Annotated in this window: 15 protein-coding genes and 1 tRNA gene; 9 read left to right on the top strand and 7 right to left on the bottom strand. The window is 62.2% G+C overall.

The annotated features are described in order from the left end of the window. Positions 1-55: 55 nt before the first annotated feature. Positions 56-1,066 carry a type I glyceraldehyde-3-phosphate dehydrogenase gene (gene gap, locus EOA36_RS12075; protein ID WP_127277839.1) on the bottom strand — a complete coding sequence of 337 codons (1,011 nt, stop codon included), beginning with the start codon at positions 1,064-1,066 and terminating at the stop codon, positions 56-58. Between the two features lie 205 nt (positions 1,067-1,271). After that, positions 1,272-3,263 carry a transketolase gene (gene tkt, locus EOA36_RS12070; protein ID WP_127277838.1) on the bottom strand — a complete coding sequence of 664 codons (1,992 nt, stop codon included), beginning with the start codon at positions 3,261-3,263 and terminating at the stop codon, positions 1,272-1,274. 262 nt (positions 3,264-3,525) lie between these two features. Between tkt and EOA36_RS12065 the strand changes: the two genes are divergently transcribed. The 4 genes from EOA36_RS12065 to EOA36_RS12050 all read left to right on the top strand — a co-directional run bounded on the left by EOA36_RS12065 (position 3,526) and on the right by EOA36_RS12050 (position 6,067). Next, complete coding sequence (locus EOA36_RS12065; protein ID WP_015315371.1) at positions 3,526-3,798, top strand: DUF4164 domain-containing protein; 273 nt, start codon at positions 3,526-3,528, stop codon at positions 3,796-3,798. A gap of 11 nt (positions 3,799-3,809) precedes the next feature. After that, a complete protein-coding gene (locus tag EOA36_RS12060; protein WP_127277837.1) occupies positions 3,810-4,175 on the top strand; it encodes a cell division protein ZapA in 366 nt (121 codons plus the stop codon). Between the two features lie 214 nt (positions 4,176-4,389). Next, entirely contained in the window at positions 4,390-5,049 is a 660-nt protein-coding gene (locus tag EOA36_RS12055; RefSeq protein WP_015315373.1) for a peroxiredoxin, read from the top strand. A gap of 145 nt (positions 5,050-5,194) precedes the next feature. Next, on the top strand, positions 5,195-6,067 hold the full coding sequence (locus tag EOA36_RS12050) for an MBL fold metallo-hydrolase (protein ID WP_127277836.1): 873 nt from the start codon (positions 5,195-5,197) through the stop codon (positions 6,065-6,067). A gap of 260 nt (positions 6,068-6,327) precedes the next feature. Here EOA36_RS12050 and rpoH read toward each other — a convergent pair whose 3' ends face one another. Together rpoH and EOA36_RS12040 are read right to left on the bottom strand one after the other, a co-directional pair. Next, complete coding sequence (rpoH, locus tag EOA36_RS12045; protein ID WP_015315375.1) at positions 6,328-7,239, bottom strand: RNA polymerase sigma factor RpoH; 912 nt, start codon at positions 7,237-7,239, stop codon at positions 6,328-6,330. A gap of 189 nt (positions 7,240-7,428) precedes the next feature. Next, positions 7,429-8,484 carry an RluA family pseudouridine synthase gene (locus EOA36_RS12040; protein WP_127277835.1) on the bottom strand — a complete coding sequence of 352 codons (1,056 nt, stop codon included), beginning with the start codon at positions 8,482-8,484 and terminating at the stop codon, positions 7,429-7,431. A gap of 26 nt (positions 8,485-8,510) precedes the next feature. Here EOA36_RS12040 and EOA36_RS12035 point away from each other — a divergent pair, with 26 nt between their 5' ends. From EOA36_RS12035 to EOA36_RS12015, 5 genes are all read left to right on the top strand, one after another. Then, positions 8,511-8,894, top strand: coding sequence for a fimbrial protein (locus tag EOA36_RS12035; RefSeq protein ID WP_127277834.1), 384 nt, complete (start codon positions 8,511-8,513; stop codon positions 8,892-8,894). Positions 8,895-8,907: 13 nt separating this feature from the next. Next, a complete protein-coding gene (locus EOA36_RS12030; RefSeq protein WP_127277833.1) occupies positions 8,908-9,315 on the top strand; it encodes a VOC family protein in 408 nt (135 codons plus the stop codon). A gap of 90 nt (positions 9,316-9,405) precedes the next feature. Continuing rightward, a tRNA-Glu gene (locus EOA36_RS12025) sits at positions 9,406-9,480 on the top strand. Between the two features lie 450 nt (positions 9,481-9,930). Further along, the gene (locus tag EOA36_RS37010; protein WP_135932640.1) at positions 9,931-10,233 is read left to right on the top strand and encodes a hypothetical protein; all 303 of its coding nucleotides are present in this window, start codon (positions 9,931-9,933) and stop codon (positions 10,231-10,233) included. Positions 10,234-10,248: 15 nt separating this feature from the next. Then, the gene (locus tag EOA36_RS12015; RefSeq protein ID WP_127277831.1) at positions 10,249-10,617 is read left to right on the top strand and encodes a cell envelope integrity protein TolA; all 369 of its coding nucleotides are present in this window, start codon (positions 10,249-10,251) and stop codon (positions 10,615-10,617) included. Positions 10,618-10,661: 44 nt separating this feature from the next. Here EOA36_RS12015 and EOA36_RS12010 read toward each other — a convergent pair whose 3' ends face one another. From EOA36_RS12010 to EOA36_RS12000, 3 genes are all read right to left on the bottom strand, one after another. Next, positions 10,662-10,877, bottom strand: a complete 216-nt coding sequence (locus EOA36_RS12010) for a hypothetical protein (protein ID WP_127277830.1) — start codon at positions 10,875-10,877, stop codon at positions 10,662-10,664. A 402-nt stretch (positions 10,878-11,279) separates the two neighbouring features. Beyond that, positions 11,280-12,128, bottom strand: coding sequence for a DUF6065 family protein (locus tag EOA36_RS12005; RefSeq protein ID WP_245464328.1), 849 nt, complete (start codon positions 12,126-12,128; stop codon positions 11,280-11,282). Between the two features lie 31 nt (positions 12,129-12,159). Further along, a partial coding sequence (locus EOA36_RS12000; protein WP_145969152.1) for an autotransporter outer membrane beta-barrel domain-containing protein occupies positions 12,160-13,155 on the bottom strand: 996 nt, incomplete at its 5' end.

Below are 13,155 nucleotides of genomic sequence, written 5' to 3'. Positions count from 1 at the left end.
CTCGAAACGCCCGGACGAAGCCGGGCGTTTCGAGTGTCGGAAAGCGGATCTTCGATCAGGCGATGGTCTTGCCGAAAGCCACGGCGGTGTCGCCCATGCGGTTGGAGAAGCCCCATTCATTGTCGTACCACGACAGCACCGAAACGAAGTTGCCGTCCATCACCTTGGTCTGGTCGAGCGCCATGATCGAGGAGCGCGGATCGTGGTTGAAGTCGATCGACACGTTCGGGTGATGGGTAACGCCGAGGATGCCCTTCAGCTTGCCGTTGGAGGCGGCGATGACCGCTTCGTTGATTTCCTGGACCGTGGTCGCGCGCTTGGCGATGAACTTGAAGTCGACGACCGAGACATTCGGCGTCGGCACGCGGATCGAGATCCCGTCGAGCTTGCCCTTGAGATCGGGCAGCACGAGGCCGATCGCCTTGGCGGCACCGGTCGAGGTCGGGATCTGCGACAGGGCGGCGGCGCGGGCGCGGTAGAGATCCTTGTGCATGGTGTCCAGCGTCGGCTGGTCGCCCGTGTAGGAATGGATCGTCGTCATCATGCCCTTTTCGATGCCGACCGTCTCGTGCAGGACGGCCGCAAGCGGCGCCAGGCAGTTGGTGGTGCAGGACGCGTTCGAGATGACGATGTGGTCCTTGGTCAGCTTGTCGTGGTTGATGCCGTAGACGACGGTGAGGTCGGCGCCGTCGGCGGGAGCCGAGACCAGCACGCGCTTGGCGCCGGCGGTCAGGTGCGCGGCGGCCTTGTCGCGGGCGGTGAAGATGCCGGTGCATTCGAGCGCAATGTCGACGCCGAGTTCCTTCCACGGCAACTGTGTCGGGTCCTTGATCGCCGTGACCTTGAACTTCTCCTTGCCGACGGTGATCTGGTCGCCGTCGACCGACACTTCATGGGGGAAGCGGCCGTGCACGCTGTCAAAGCGCAGCAGGTGGGCATTGGTCTCGACCGGGCCGAGATCATTGACGGCGACGACCTCGATGTCCTTGCGGCCGGACTCATGGATGGCGCGCAGGATGTTGCGGCCGATGCGGCCAAATCCGTTGATGGCAACTCTGACGGTCATTGTTCTCTCCCTGGGAGCTGGAAGGCGATTGGTCCGCAGCTTCATAGCGGCGGACGGGCGAAGAATCCAGCCGCAGCGGGCCAGATTTAAATCGATTAGGTTAGGCCAGTTCGGCGAAACCGCTTTTCACGCGATCTCGCCGGATTTTGTTTGGTGCATGTCGTTCCCAACGCCGCGATGCAATTTTGGGCGACCTGCCCGGGCCTCAATTGCCGTGAAGGCGGGCTTCAGCGGCCTTGGCGGCCGCATCGGCGGTGATGCCGAAATGCGGATAGAGCTGCTCGATGGTGCCGGAGGCGCCGAAGCCGGTCATGCCGATGAAGATGCCATCGGAGCCGATGAGATGGTCCCAGCCCTGGCGGATGCCGGCCTCGATCGCCATCTTGATCGGCGCGTCGCCGATCGTCTTCTTGCGATAGGCGTCGCTCTGCTTGTCGAACAGTTCGAAGCAAGGCACCGAGACGACGCGGGTCGGGTGGCCATGCTTTTCCAGAAGGTCGCGGGCGCCGAGCGCGATCTCAACCTCGGAGCCGGAGGCGAAGATCGTCACCGCGGCTTCACCGCTGGCGGCGGCGAGTTCATAGGCGCCCTGGCTGCTCAGGTTCTTTTCGGTGAACTCGGTGCGCACGGTCGGCAGGTTCTGCCGGGTCAGCGCCAGGGTCGACGGCGTCTTTTCGGATTCGAGCGCGATCTGCCAGCATTCGGCGGTTTCCACGGCGTCGGCCGGACGGAACACATTGTGGTTCGGGATGGCGCGCAGGGCCGCCAGGTGCTCGACCGGCTGGTGGGTCGGGCCGTCTTCGCCCAGACCAATGGAATCATGGGTCATGACGAAGATCGAGCGAATGCCCATAAGCGAGGCAAGCCGCATCGAGGGGCGGGCATAGTCGGAGAAGCACATGAAGGTGCCGCCATAGGCGATGAGACCGCCATGCAGCGTCAAGCCGTTGATCGCGGCAGCCATGCCATGCTCGCGGATGCCGTAGTGGACATAGCGCTGGCCGTAGTCGTCCGGCGTGATGTTCTTGGTCTGGCTGGTCTTGGTGTTGTTGGAGCCGGTCAGATCCGCCGAGCCGCCGATGGTCTCCGGCACCGCGCCATTGATCACTTCGAGCGCCATTTCCGACGATTTGCGGGTGGCGACCTTCGGCTTGTCGGCCGAGAGCTTCTTCTTGTAGTCGGCGATGACGGCGTCGAAATTGCCTGGCAGCTTGCCGGCGAGGCGGCGCTCGAACTCGGCCTTCAGCTTCGGATCGGTCTTGGCCAGGCGGCCTTCCCAGTCGGTGCGCGGCTTGGCGCCGGCCTTGCCGGCGGTGCGCCAGGCGTCGAGGATGTCGGCCGGAATCTCGAAGGGCGGCGAGTCCCAGTTGAAGAACTTGCGCGCGCCCGCGATCTCGTCGGCGCCGAGCGGTGAACCGTGCGCCTTGTTGGTGCCGGCCTTGGTCGGGGCGCCGAAGCCGATGGTCGTCTTGCAGGCGATCATCGTCGGCTTGTCGGAATGGCGGGCAGCTTCGATGGCATAGGCGATCGCTTCCGGATCGGTGCCGTCGATATGGCTGGCGTTCCAGCCGGAGGCCTGGAAGCGGGCGACCTGGTCGGTGTTGTCGGCGAGCGATACCGGGCCATCGATCGAGATGTTGTTGTTGTCCCAGAAGACGATCAGCTTGTTGAGCTTGAGGTGACCGGCAAGCGCGATGGCTTCCTGGGACACACCTTCCATCAGGCAGCCGTCGCCGGCCAGCACATAGGTGTAGTGGTCGACGAGGTCATTGCCGAAGGCGGCGTTCATGATGCGCTCGCCGAGCGCGAAGCCGACCGAGTTGGCGAGGCCCTGGCCGAGCGGGCCGGTCGTGGTCTCGATGCCGGTCGCGTGGCCGTATTCGGGATGGCCCGCCGTTTTCGAACCCAACTGGCGGAAGTGCTTGATCTGGTCGATGGTCATGTCTTCGTAGCCTGTCAGATGCAGCAACGAGTAGAGCAGCATCGAGCCATGGCCGGCCGACAGGATGAAGCGGTCACGGTCGGCCCAGTGCGGGGCCTTGGGGTCGTATTTCAGGAAGCGCGTGAACAGCACCGTGGCGATGTCGGCGCAACCCATGGGCAGGCCGGGATGGCCCGAATTCGCCTTCTCGACGGCGTCCATGGAGAGAAAACGGATCGCATTGGCCATCCGGTCATGTTGTTCACGCGACGTCATGGTTCCTCCGAGGTGGGGGTTTGAGGGCTTGGGAGAGCCCTTGAAAAGGGTGCGCGACACATAGCAGGCGCGGGCTTTTAGTCAACAAATCGGGTGCAGATTTGCCGGTCTTGTGATGCCGTCGGCGGGCCTACATTAGCGTTAGCGGGGGACAGTCGCGAGAGCTTTGTTGACGTTGCCTTCACCCGGTGCCTAATGTTTCTGACATAACGCGTTCTGAACGCGAACGATTCGGTGATGGGCAGGGCACAGGACGAAGGCCATGACCGGGGAAACCACGCTCAAGGAAGTAATCGCCAGGCTGAGCAAGGCCATCGAGGGGCTGGAAAATGCCGTCGCGGCCAAGCTCGAGCATGAACGAGACTATTCGGAAGCCGAGGCCGAAGTGCAGCGGATGAATGCCGATCGCTCCCGGCTGGCGCAGGAGCTCGACAATTCCGAAGCGCGCGCCGAACGGCTGGAAGACGCCAACAAGGAAGTCTCGCGACGGCTGGTGACCGCGATGGAAACCATCCGCGCCGTGTTGGACAGATAGGAGCTGGCCCGATGGCACAGGTCACGGTTTCAATCGACGGCAAGCAGTACCGCATGGCCTGCGACGAGGGCCAGGAAGAGCATCTGATCGATCTTGCCGAACGCTTCGATCGTTACGTCTCGCATCTGAAGGATTCCTTTGGCGAGATCGGCGACCAGCGGCTGACCGTGATGGCCGGCATCATGGTGATGGACGAGCTTTCCGAACTGCAGAAGCGCGTCAAGGGCATGGAGAGCGAAGTGCTGACCTTGCGCAAGACGCGCGACGAGGCGCTGACCAAGGCCGACAAGAGTGACAGCGTGCTGACCAGCGCGCTTGGCGCCCTGGCGCAGCGGATGGAAGATCTGGCGACGTCGCTGGCGATCACCAAGGCCTGAGGCGCGCCTCGCCGATCCCTGGCGTTTGTCTCATGCCCGATGTCGCGCCTTATTTTTCGCGCCCGATCCGCGGACACGGAAAAATTTTTGCCCGCCGGCTGAATAGCCGTCATCTCCAGCGTTTAATCAGTCACGCTGCGGTGCTACGATCGAGCGCCGGCACCGGCCGGCGAAAAGAATACCGGCTACATTTCACAAGGGGTAGGGATAGGTCATGAGTCTTCGTATCAACGACATCGCGCCGGACTTCACCGCAGAAACCACGCAGGGAGCCATCAAATTCCATGATTGGATCGGCGACGGCTGGGCGATCCTGTTCAGCCATCCGAAGAATTTCACGCCGGTCTGCACGACCGAGCTTGGCACGATGGCGGGTCTCGAGGGCGAGTTCAAGAAGCGCAACGTCAAGATCATCGGCATTTCGGTCGACCCTGTCGAAAGCCACGGCAAATGGCAGGACGACATCAAGACGGCCACCGGCCATTCGGTGCACTATCCGCTGATCGGCGACAAGGACCTCAAGGTCGCCAAGCTCTATGACATGCTGCCAGGCGGCGCCGGCGAGACCTCGGAAGGCCGCACGCCCGCCGACAACGCCACCGTGCGCTCGGTCTACGTCATTGGACCGGACAAGAAGATCAAGCTGGTGCTGACCTATCCGATGACGACAGGGCGCAACTTCGACGAGATCCTGCGCGCGGTCGATTCCATGCAGCTCACAGCCAAGCACCAGGTGGCGACGCCGGCGAACTGGAAGCAGGGCGAGGACGTCATCATCACCGCCGCCGTTTCCAACGAGGATGCGATCAAGCGCTTCGGCGCCTACGAGACCATCCTGCCTTATCTCAGGAAGACCAAACAGCCTTCCGCCTGAAGCCAAAGCGTCGCAACCGTTTTTGGTTTTCCGCTTCTGCGAGCCAAGTCATGCTTGACTGGCCCGCGGGAGCGGACAACCATGCCCGCAATGGGTTCCGGTGGAGAAAATCGTTCCTGCCGGCCGTGGGGTGAGGGAGCCGGACGTGGATGTAGCTTTGGCCAGGCCTTTGGTCAGCGGCTTCTATGACAAGCCGACCGGGGCCATTCAGTATGTCGTCACGGACCCGGCGACGAAGCGATGTGCCATCATCGATCCGATCCTGGATTTCGACGAGAGATCCGGCGCAACCGGTACGAGGAGCGCGGATGCCCTGCTCGGTTTCGTCGGGGAGAACGGGCTGGAGCTCGAATGGATCCTCGACACCCACCCGCACGCCGACCATATCTCGGCGGCGCATTACCTCAAACAGAAGACCGGAGCGCCGATGGCGATCGGCGACAGGATCGTCGACGTCCAGGCCCTGTGGAAGGTCATCTACAACTGGCCCGATTTTCGCGCCGACGGCACGCAGTGGGACAGGTTGTTCGCCGAGGGCGAGACGTTCCGGATCGGAACCCTTCCGGTCAAGGTGCTGTTCTCGCCAGGACATACGCTGGCGTCGATCACCTATGTGGTGGGGGATGCGGCCTTCGTGCATGACACGATGTTCATGCCCGACAGCGGCACGGCGAGGGCGGATTTCCCCGGCGGCAGCGCCGCACGGCTCTGGCGCTCGATCCAGGACATCCTGGCGTTGCCCGACGAGACGCGTGTCTTCGTCGGCCATGACTATCAGCCCGGTGGCCGCGAGCCCTTGTGGGAAAGCACCGTGGCGATACAGAAATCCACCAACACCCATCTTGTCGCCGCGCGCACCGAGGCCGAGTTCGTGGCGCTACGCGAGGCGCGCGACCGCACATTGCCGATGCCGCGGCTGATCCTGCATGCGCTGCAGGTCAACATGAATGGCGGCCGGCTGCCGGAACCGGAAGCCAATGGCCGGCGGTACCTCAAATTTCCACTGGACGGGTTGTGAGGGTCGGTCCCTTCTCCCCGTTAGTATACGGGAGAAGGTGGCGGCAGCCGGATGAGGGGCGGCGCCGACGTTTGGCGATGATGTTTGGCAGTTGCTGCGCCGGTGGCAATCGCGCAATCTCGGTGCCGCCCCTCATTGTCCTGCCGGACATTTCTCCCCGTAGAGTGACGGGGAGAAAGGGCTGTGTCGTCGGCTTCGCCAAACAAAAAAGCGGCGCCAGTTTCCTGACGCCGCCTTGATATTCCTGGCTGATCCCGGCTTTAAGCCGCCGGCTGTGCCTCGATGGTACGCAGCGCCTGCATCTGGCGCTTGGCGGCGGCCTTGACGGCATCCTGCACCTTCTCGAAGGCGCGCACCTCGATCTGGCGAACGCGCTCGCGGCTGATATCGAACTCGGCCGACAGTTCTTCCAGAGTGAGCGGCTCCTCGGCGAGGCGACGCGCCTCGAAGATGCGCCGCTCGCGATCGTTGAGCACGGCCAGAGCGCCCGACAGCATGCCGCGCCGGTTTTCCAGCTCGTCCTGCTCGATCAGCATCTCTTCCTGGCTTTCGTGGTCGTCGACCAGCCAGTCCTGCCATTCGCCGGACTCGCCTTCCGTCGCCCGGATCGGCGCGTTGAGGGACGCGTCGCCGGACAGGCGGCGGTTCATCGACACCACTTCGGCCTCGGAAACGTTCAGCCTCGTAGCGATCTCGGCGATCTGGTCGGGCTTGAGGTCGCCGTCGTCCAGCGCCTGGATCTTGCCCTTCACCTTGCGGAGATTGAAGAACAGACGCTTCTGGTTGGCGGTCGTGCCCATCTTGACGAGGCTCCACGAGCGCAGGATGTACTCCTGGATCGAGGCCTTGATCCACCACATGGCGTAGGTGGCGAGACGGAAACCACGCTCGGGTTCGAATTTCTTGACGGCCTGCATCAGGCCGACATTGCCTTCCGAGATCACCTCGCCGATCGGCAGACCGTAGCCGCGATAGCCCATGGCGATCTTGGCGACGAGCCGCAAATGGCTGGTGACGAGCTTGTGCGCGGCCGTGGTGTCTTCATGCTCGGCGTAACGCTTCGCGAGCATGTACTCTTCCTGCGGCTGCAGCATGGGAAAGCGGCGGATTTCTTCCAGATAGCGGCTGAGGCCGCCTTCGCCGGAAACGATACTGGGTAATGACTGGGCCATGATAGCGCCCCCTCTCTATTGGAGTGATGCCCCCGAAACGCGGCGGGCATGTGACGCGAGCACCAAAAGGCTCGCCCGCGACATCAGAACTTATACAGGAACAAAACCAGAAAAGACAGGCATTTGTTCAACACGAAACAGTGTGTCACGTTGAAGTGAACAATGCCACTCAGGTTTTTTGAGGCAGGTTCAGAGTTTGCGAAAGTTGCCGACGAGTTCCTCCATGTCCCCCGGTATCGGCGCCTCGAACCTCATCGTTAGATGGGTAGTGGGATGCCGAAATGCAAGGAGCCAGGCATGCAAAGCTTGCCGGGAAAATGCCTTGACCTGACTTTTCAGGGGCTCCGGCAGTCGGTTGGCCTTGGTACGGAACGCCAGGCCGTAATCGGGGTCGCCGATAACGGGGTGGCCGATATGGGCCATGTGAACGCGGATCTGATGGGTGCGGCCGGTTTCCAACCGACATTCGACGAGGCTTGCGGTGGCGAATTCCCGCTGGTCATCGCCGAAACGCTCCTGCACGGCAAAGCGGGTGACGGCGTGGCGCGCGTCGTCGCGGCCTTCCGGCACGACAGCGCGGCGCACTCGGTCGGCGGCGCGGCCAAGCGGCGCGTCGATCGTTCCAGTCGGCCTCTGGGGTATGCCCCAGACCAGAGCCAGGTAGGCGCGTTCGAGGTCGCCCGTCAGGCCGTGGTCGGCGAAGGCCTCCGACAGCGCCTTGTGGGCACGGTCGATCTTGGCGACCACCATGACGCCGCTGGTCTCCTTGTCGAGGCGATGGACGATGCCCGGCCGGCGTACCCCGCCAATGCCAGACAGGCTGTCGCCGCAATGGTGGATCAGCGCATTGACCAGCGTGCCGGTCCAGTTGCCGGCGCCGGGGTGCACGACCAGCCCCGCAGGCTTGTTGATGACGATCAATTCGTCGTCCTCGTAGAGCACGTCGAGCGCGATGTTCTCGCCCTGTGGCTGCGCCGGTTCCGGTTCCGGCATGGCCACCGAAACATTTTCGCCTGCGCTCATCTTGCGCCTGGTTTCGTCGACCGGCTTGCCGTCGATGACGACGGCGCCTTGCCTGATCAGCATCTGCACGCGACTGCGTGACATGTCCGGGCCGAGGGCCGCCGCCAGCCACTGGTCCAGGCGTTGGCCGGCCGCATCCGCGCCGGCGACCAGCAAGGTGGGCGCGGCCCCCATCAACAGGTCCTCTATCAATTCGGGGGCCTCTTCGCTATGAGCGCTCATCGAAAAACCATTCCGGAATATTTGCCATGGCCCGGCCCGATGCCGATGAAGAACAGGAAAAGCCGCTTGACCCCGAGGTCGACAAGCTGCGCGGCAAGCTCATCCGCTTCATGGCCATCAATCTCGGCCTGCTCTTTCTGGCTCTTATGGTGGTGATCGCGGCGATTGTCTACAAATCACGCAAGGCGCCGCCGGCCAACCCGGCGCTGTCCGGCGACGTCCAGACGCCGGCGGGCGAGCCGGCCAGCGCCGATATCGTCCTGCCGGTGGGCGCCAAGGTGGTCAGTCAGTCGCTGTCGGGCGATCGTCTTTCGATCGATGCAGAACTCGCGGACGGGAGCCGTGCGATCTTCGTCTATGATATAGCAGAGCGCCGCCTGATCGGCCGTTTTGCAATCCGCAACAAATAGGCAGGCAAAGACGGTGGCCGGATACTCCGAACATCGCCGTGTCGCGACCGTGGCGCTGGTTGTCGCAGACTATGACGAAGCGATCGCCTGGTATGTCGGCCGGCTGGGCTTTCTGCTGCTCGAGGACGTCGATCTCGGCGACGGCAAACGCTGGGTGATCGTCGCGCCGGCAAACGGGCAGGGCGCCAGGCTGCTGCTTGCCGAGGCATCCGACGAGGCGCAGAGGAAAAGCATCGGCAACCAGACCGGCGGCCGGGTTTTTCTCTTCCTCGAAACCGTCGATTTTGCCGGCGATCATGCCGCGATGTTGGAGAAGGGCATCGAATTCCGCGAAGCGCCCCGTTTTGAGCCCTATGGAACGGTGGCGGTTTTCGCCGATCTCCACGGCAATCTGTGGGATCTGATCCAGCCGAAACGCTAGCTTGCGGGCTGTTTTTCGTCCGCTGCCGCAAAGCCGCCGAACCCCAGTTGCTTTTTGCCAGCCGCCAGCCTATATCGCCCCTTCTTGAGCGCGCCCATCGTCTAGCGGTCAGGACACCGCCCTCTCACGGCGGGAACAGGGGTTCGATTCCCCTTGGGCGTACCAAGCAACGGCGCGGTCGTTGATCTCCAGACAATCCAACAACACCGGCCAGTACCGGCATGGGCTCAGCATGCCTCGAAAGAGCGCGCAAATGCCGCGAGAGCCGGGGACGTCGTGTGCCCGGATCCACCCAATTTAAGTCAGGCCGCGGCGCTTGAAAGCGCTGCGATCTCTGATACTTGCGGGGCGGGGTAGCTTTCGCGGCAACGCGGATTTCGGGTCGGGTAGAGTTTGGAATGACTTCCGTGACGATGATATGCACGCACTGCCATGGCGGCGGCAAGGTTTTCGATTGCTCCAGATGGCGTGCGTCAAAAGGGCATTGCTGCCCGCAAGGGACGCATCAAAGTGGTTGTCCCGGAAAGACCATGGTGTGCGCGCAGTGCGCGGGTCTCGGGACGGTGCCAGAAGCCGAATTCAGGGCGGTCGCATAGGCCGTCCTGCCGCAAGAGGATGGCTTCGCGGCTCAGCGATTCCCGACTGGGCGCGTGGGACGACAGGCGCGTTAAGGTTTGGTTTACCAATAGCCTGTCTATTGGAGTCAATTCGCTTTCGGCCCGCGACCACGGATGTACTGGCGCAACTGCCGAGGTGAAAAGGAAAGGTCGGCTCAGTGCCGGCCTTTTTGTTTTCGGCTATTGGCTCACATTGGCCATGCTCTGTCCGAACAACTTTTTGGCAAGGGATATTGCCATTGCCGGTGTTGGCTCTACCATCGATCCCGCCGGTCCCGTGCGGATTGCCGGCTGGTCGTGACGATGAGGGCTTGCGATGAAGGGTGTTGCCGAACTGGTCATTGCGGGTGTGATGTCGACAGGGATCGTCTGTCCGTCGAATGCCGCAACACTTAACAACATGGACGATGTCGGAGCCGCGATCCAGTCATGCTGGACGCCGCCCGCCGATGCCGGGAATTCGACTGTAACCCTGAGCTTCAGTTTCAAGCGCGACGGCACTCTGATCGGTCCGCCGCGGCCAACCGCGGCCAAGGTGGCCGGGGACGAGAAGGCGCGCAAGTCGTTCATTGATGCGGCCGTCGCCGCGGTCAAGAATTGCACGCCGCTGAATTTTTCACCTGATCTGGCGCAAGGCATTGGCGGCAACGTCTTCACGTTGCAATTCGTTTCACCCAAGAAATAGCTCTCAAGACAATTGCTGCCGAGCCTTTTTCCCCAGCCGGCAGATCAATGGCTCAGGCGCCGCAGTTCGGCATGCCGTGCCAGGTCCGGTGTCTCGAAGACATAGTCGCACCAGGCCGATTCCGGAATCTGCCCTGCGAGATAGCACTCCAGCAACAGGTTTTGCTCGGCATTGAGCGGCCGTGGGGCACGGTCGTGATCCAGCCCGAGAGAGTGAAAAAGGTTTCTTGTCAGTTCCGATACCGTGAAGTGGATCGACATCTGCGTTCTCCTTCGCCCTTCAACGCAGCAGCACGGGCAAAGGTTTCAAGGCCAGCCACCGGTAACGCCTGATTGATCGCATCGGCTAGAGGGATCGCTCAATGCCCCCGGTTGGAGGCCGAGATGCTGGTCTTGAGTTGCTGGGGATCACTTCCCCGGCGTCCTGATCCGTGAGTGTGCCGGCCGTCAGCCCGACGACGCGGTCAGCCTTTAGGCGGATATCGATCCGGACGACAGGTCCGATTTCAAATCACCGGTTACCGCAACGTGCTTTCATTCCAGATGACATGCCCGTCGTCGTCCCAAAGCTGGTGGGCGCGCGGGAACAGGGTTCGATTTACTTTGGGTGGACCAACTGCTCGGTCGTTGCTCCGCAAATCATCGAACCGTCGACGCACGCGATCATTTCGTTGCGAATGGTCGCAAGCGCAGTCTGCTTTGGTGCCCCTCCGGACAGGGGGCCCCCGATGGGTATACACCGCGGAAATATGATTTCTGCCATTTGTCCTGGGCAGGTCTTGATGCCGGATCGGCCAGCGCGGCGTTGAAGTTGTCCCGGCTTTCCGACCAATGCTTGAACTCGCCTTGGAGCTCCGGATTTTCAGCAAGGTTGCGTAGCTCCGGCGTCACGCTGTCGAGACCGCCACGCGCGAGCGGGAACAAATGGCAAAAAGGTTCGCCGGTTTCAAAATGTACCCTCTGGTTCGGGCGCGTGAACTTCCAGTTCATGGTGAAAGTGTAGGGTGACCAATCAGTCTCGATGATCCCCGACAGTGCCGCGATGCCGTCTTTCGGACGATTGAGCGGGCCGGTCACGAACAGATTGGTTCCAGGGTCCGTCCGGAAAAGACAAGGGACGTGGAATGTGAGCGTTCCGTTGCCAAAATGGGTGACCGCTGGTGGAACAGTTCCAGGTTTTGGCTTTATTCGGATAGCGTCGACGCTGCCGCGGCCGTCCCAGATGGCCGAAAAGGCAGTCGCGCACAAAATTTCCCAGCCATGAGCATTGGCTATGTTCAGCGGCAGGCATCGGTAGGCAAACCGCTCGTCGGTATTGTCCATCCAGTCCCGTTCGGGCGGTGCAGGCCGGATGCGCAACTCATGTCCCTCGGCGACGTAGGCGATAAGCTGATTCATGAGATGGAGGCTCTGTTGTTGCCTGAACGAGTTTCGCTCTTGACCGCCCTCGATGGCAACAGGATTCGCCATCGCCTGGGACGCACCAGCCTGGTGCAAGGTCGCGCTCGCCACGAGGCGCGGCCCAGGTACTCACATCGGCACGTTACCATCTCACCTTCAGTCCGATCTGGCCGCCGAACGTCTGCTGATGGGTGCTGTCGATATCGAACGAATAGCTGACGTCGCCGAATGCTGAAACGTTATTACTGACGTCGAAGGCCGCGCCGCCATTCAGCTCGAGCCAGGTTCCGCTGGTGTCAAGCACAAGCGGGGTGGTGTTGAAGGTAACGACCGACTCCGCCGAAAAGCCGTGCCAAAGGTTGATGCCGGCATGTGCCAGCACCTTTCCCATGCTGTGTTCCAGGCGTGCCCCGATTCGCCCGGTCATTGCGTCGAACGGGTCGTGGCCGATGGCGGAGAATGGATCCCGGCTGTCATCGAAGTGGATGCGCTGCCATATCAGCTGCGCTTGCGGCTCAATCGCCCAGTCTTGGGCAAACATGTAGGGCAGGCCCGTCTCGGCCGAGGCGGCGAAGCTGTTGCCCTGAACATCGCTGCCGATTCCGCGATTCGATTCGGAGGTGCCGTCAAGCCAGGCGTACTTGGCCACGACATCGACATACCAGCCGCTAGGTGCTGTGTGGGTCCAGTAACCGGCGATGCTGTTTTCGGTCAGATCGAGACTTCCGGCGGGCAACTCCAGGCCGCCCAGCACGTTGCCGCTGATGTCGCCGGACGCTTCGGCATGCGTGTAGAACAACCCGAAACGGTCGACATGGCCGTTGTCGTGTTCGACGCCTGCGATATCGCTACCAATCTGCAGGCCCCAATAATTGCCGTTGAATTCCGGTCCAATTTTGAAGTCGGCGACGCTGAGCGTTGCGTCGGCGCCAAGATCGCTTTGAGCACCGAACGCGCGGCCCCAAACGGCGGGCGGCGGGCTGCCATCCGCCGGCATGTCCGAGCCCTGCGAGTCGGGGGCTGAATATATCAAGGCGCCATCACCGATCAGAAGCGACTGGTCGCCGCGTCTTTGATGGAAAGTGCCGAGCGTCATCAGCCCCATTCGCTGTGCAACGAGCGGCGCGATCACATGCCC

Origin of the sequence: Mesorhizobium sp. M8A.F.Ca.ET.021.01.1.1 (assembly GCF_003998025.1) — a bacterium.
GTDB lineage: Bacteria > Pseudomonadota > Alphaproteobacteria > Rhizobiales > Rhizobiaceae > Mesorhizobium.
This window is presented reverse-complemented; position numbering and strand designations above follow the sequence as displayed.

What these genes read in the sequence shown, in the direction of transcription:
- tkt (WP_127277838.1), bottom strand. Translation starts at nt 3,263, where the DNA reads ATGACGTCGCGTGAACAACATGACCGGATGGCCAATGCGATCCGTTTT.
- EOA36_RS12065 (WP_015315371.1), top strand. Translation starts at nt 3,526, where the DNA reads ATGACCGGGGAAACCACGCTCAAGGAAGTAATCGCCAGGCTGAGCAAG.
- EOA36_RS12060 (WP_127277837.1), top strand. Translation starts at nt 3,810, where the DNA reads ATGGCACAGGTCACGGTTTCAATCGACGGCAAGCAGTACCGCATGGCC.
- EOA36_RS12035 (WP_127277834.1), top strand. Translation starts at nt 8,511, where the DNA reads ATGGCCCGGCCCGATGCCGATGAAGAACAGGAAAAGCCGCTTGACCCC.
- EOA36_RS12015 (WP_127277831.1), top strand. Translation starts at nt 10,249, where the DNA reads ATGAAGGGTGTTGCCGAACTGGTCATTGCGGGTGTGATGTCGACAGGG.
- gap (WP_127277839.1), bottom strand. Translation starts at nt 1,066, where the DNA reads ATGACCGTCAGAGTTGCCATCAACGGATTTGGCCGCATCGGCCGCAAC.
- EOA36_RS12055 (WP_015315373.1), top strand. Translation starts at nt 4,390, where the DNA reads ATGAGTCTTCGTATCAACGACATCGCGCCGGACTTCACCGCAGAAACC.
- EOA36_RS12040 (WP_127277835.1), bottom strand. Translation starts at nt 8,484, where the DNA reads ATGAGCGCTCATAGCGAAGAGGCCCCCGAATTGATAGAGGACCTGTTG.
- rpoH (WP_015315375.1), bottom strand. Translation starts at nt 7,239, where the DNA reads ATGGCCCAGTCATTACCCAGTATCGTTTCCGGCGAAGGCGGCCTCAGC.
- EOA36_RS12010 (WP_127277830.1), bottom strand. Translation starts at nt 10,877, where the DNA reads ATGTCGATCCACTTCACGGTATCGGAACTGACAAGAAACCTTTTTCAC.
- EOA36_RS37010 (WP_135932640.1), top strand. Translation starts at nt 9,931, where the DNA reads ATGGCTTCGCGGCTCAGCGATTCCCGACTGGGCGCGTGGGACGACAGG.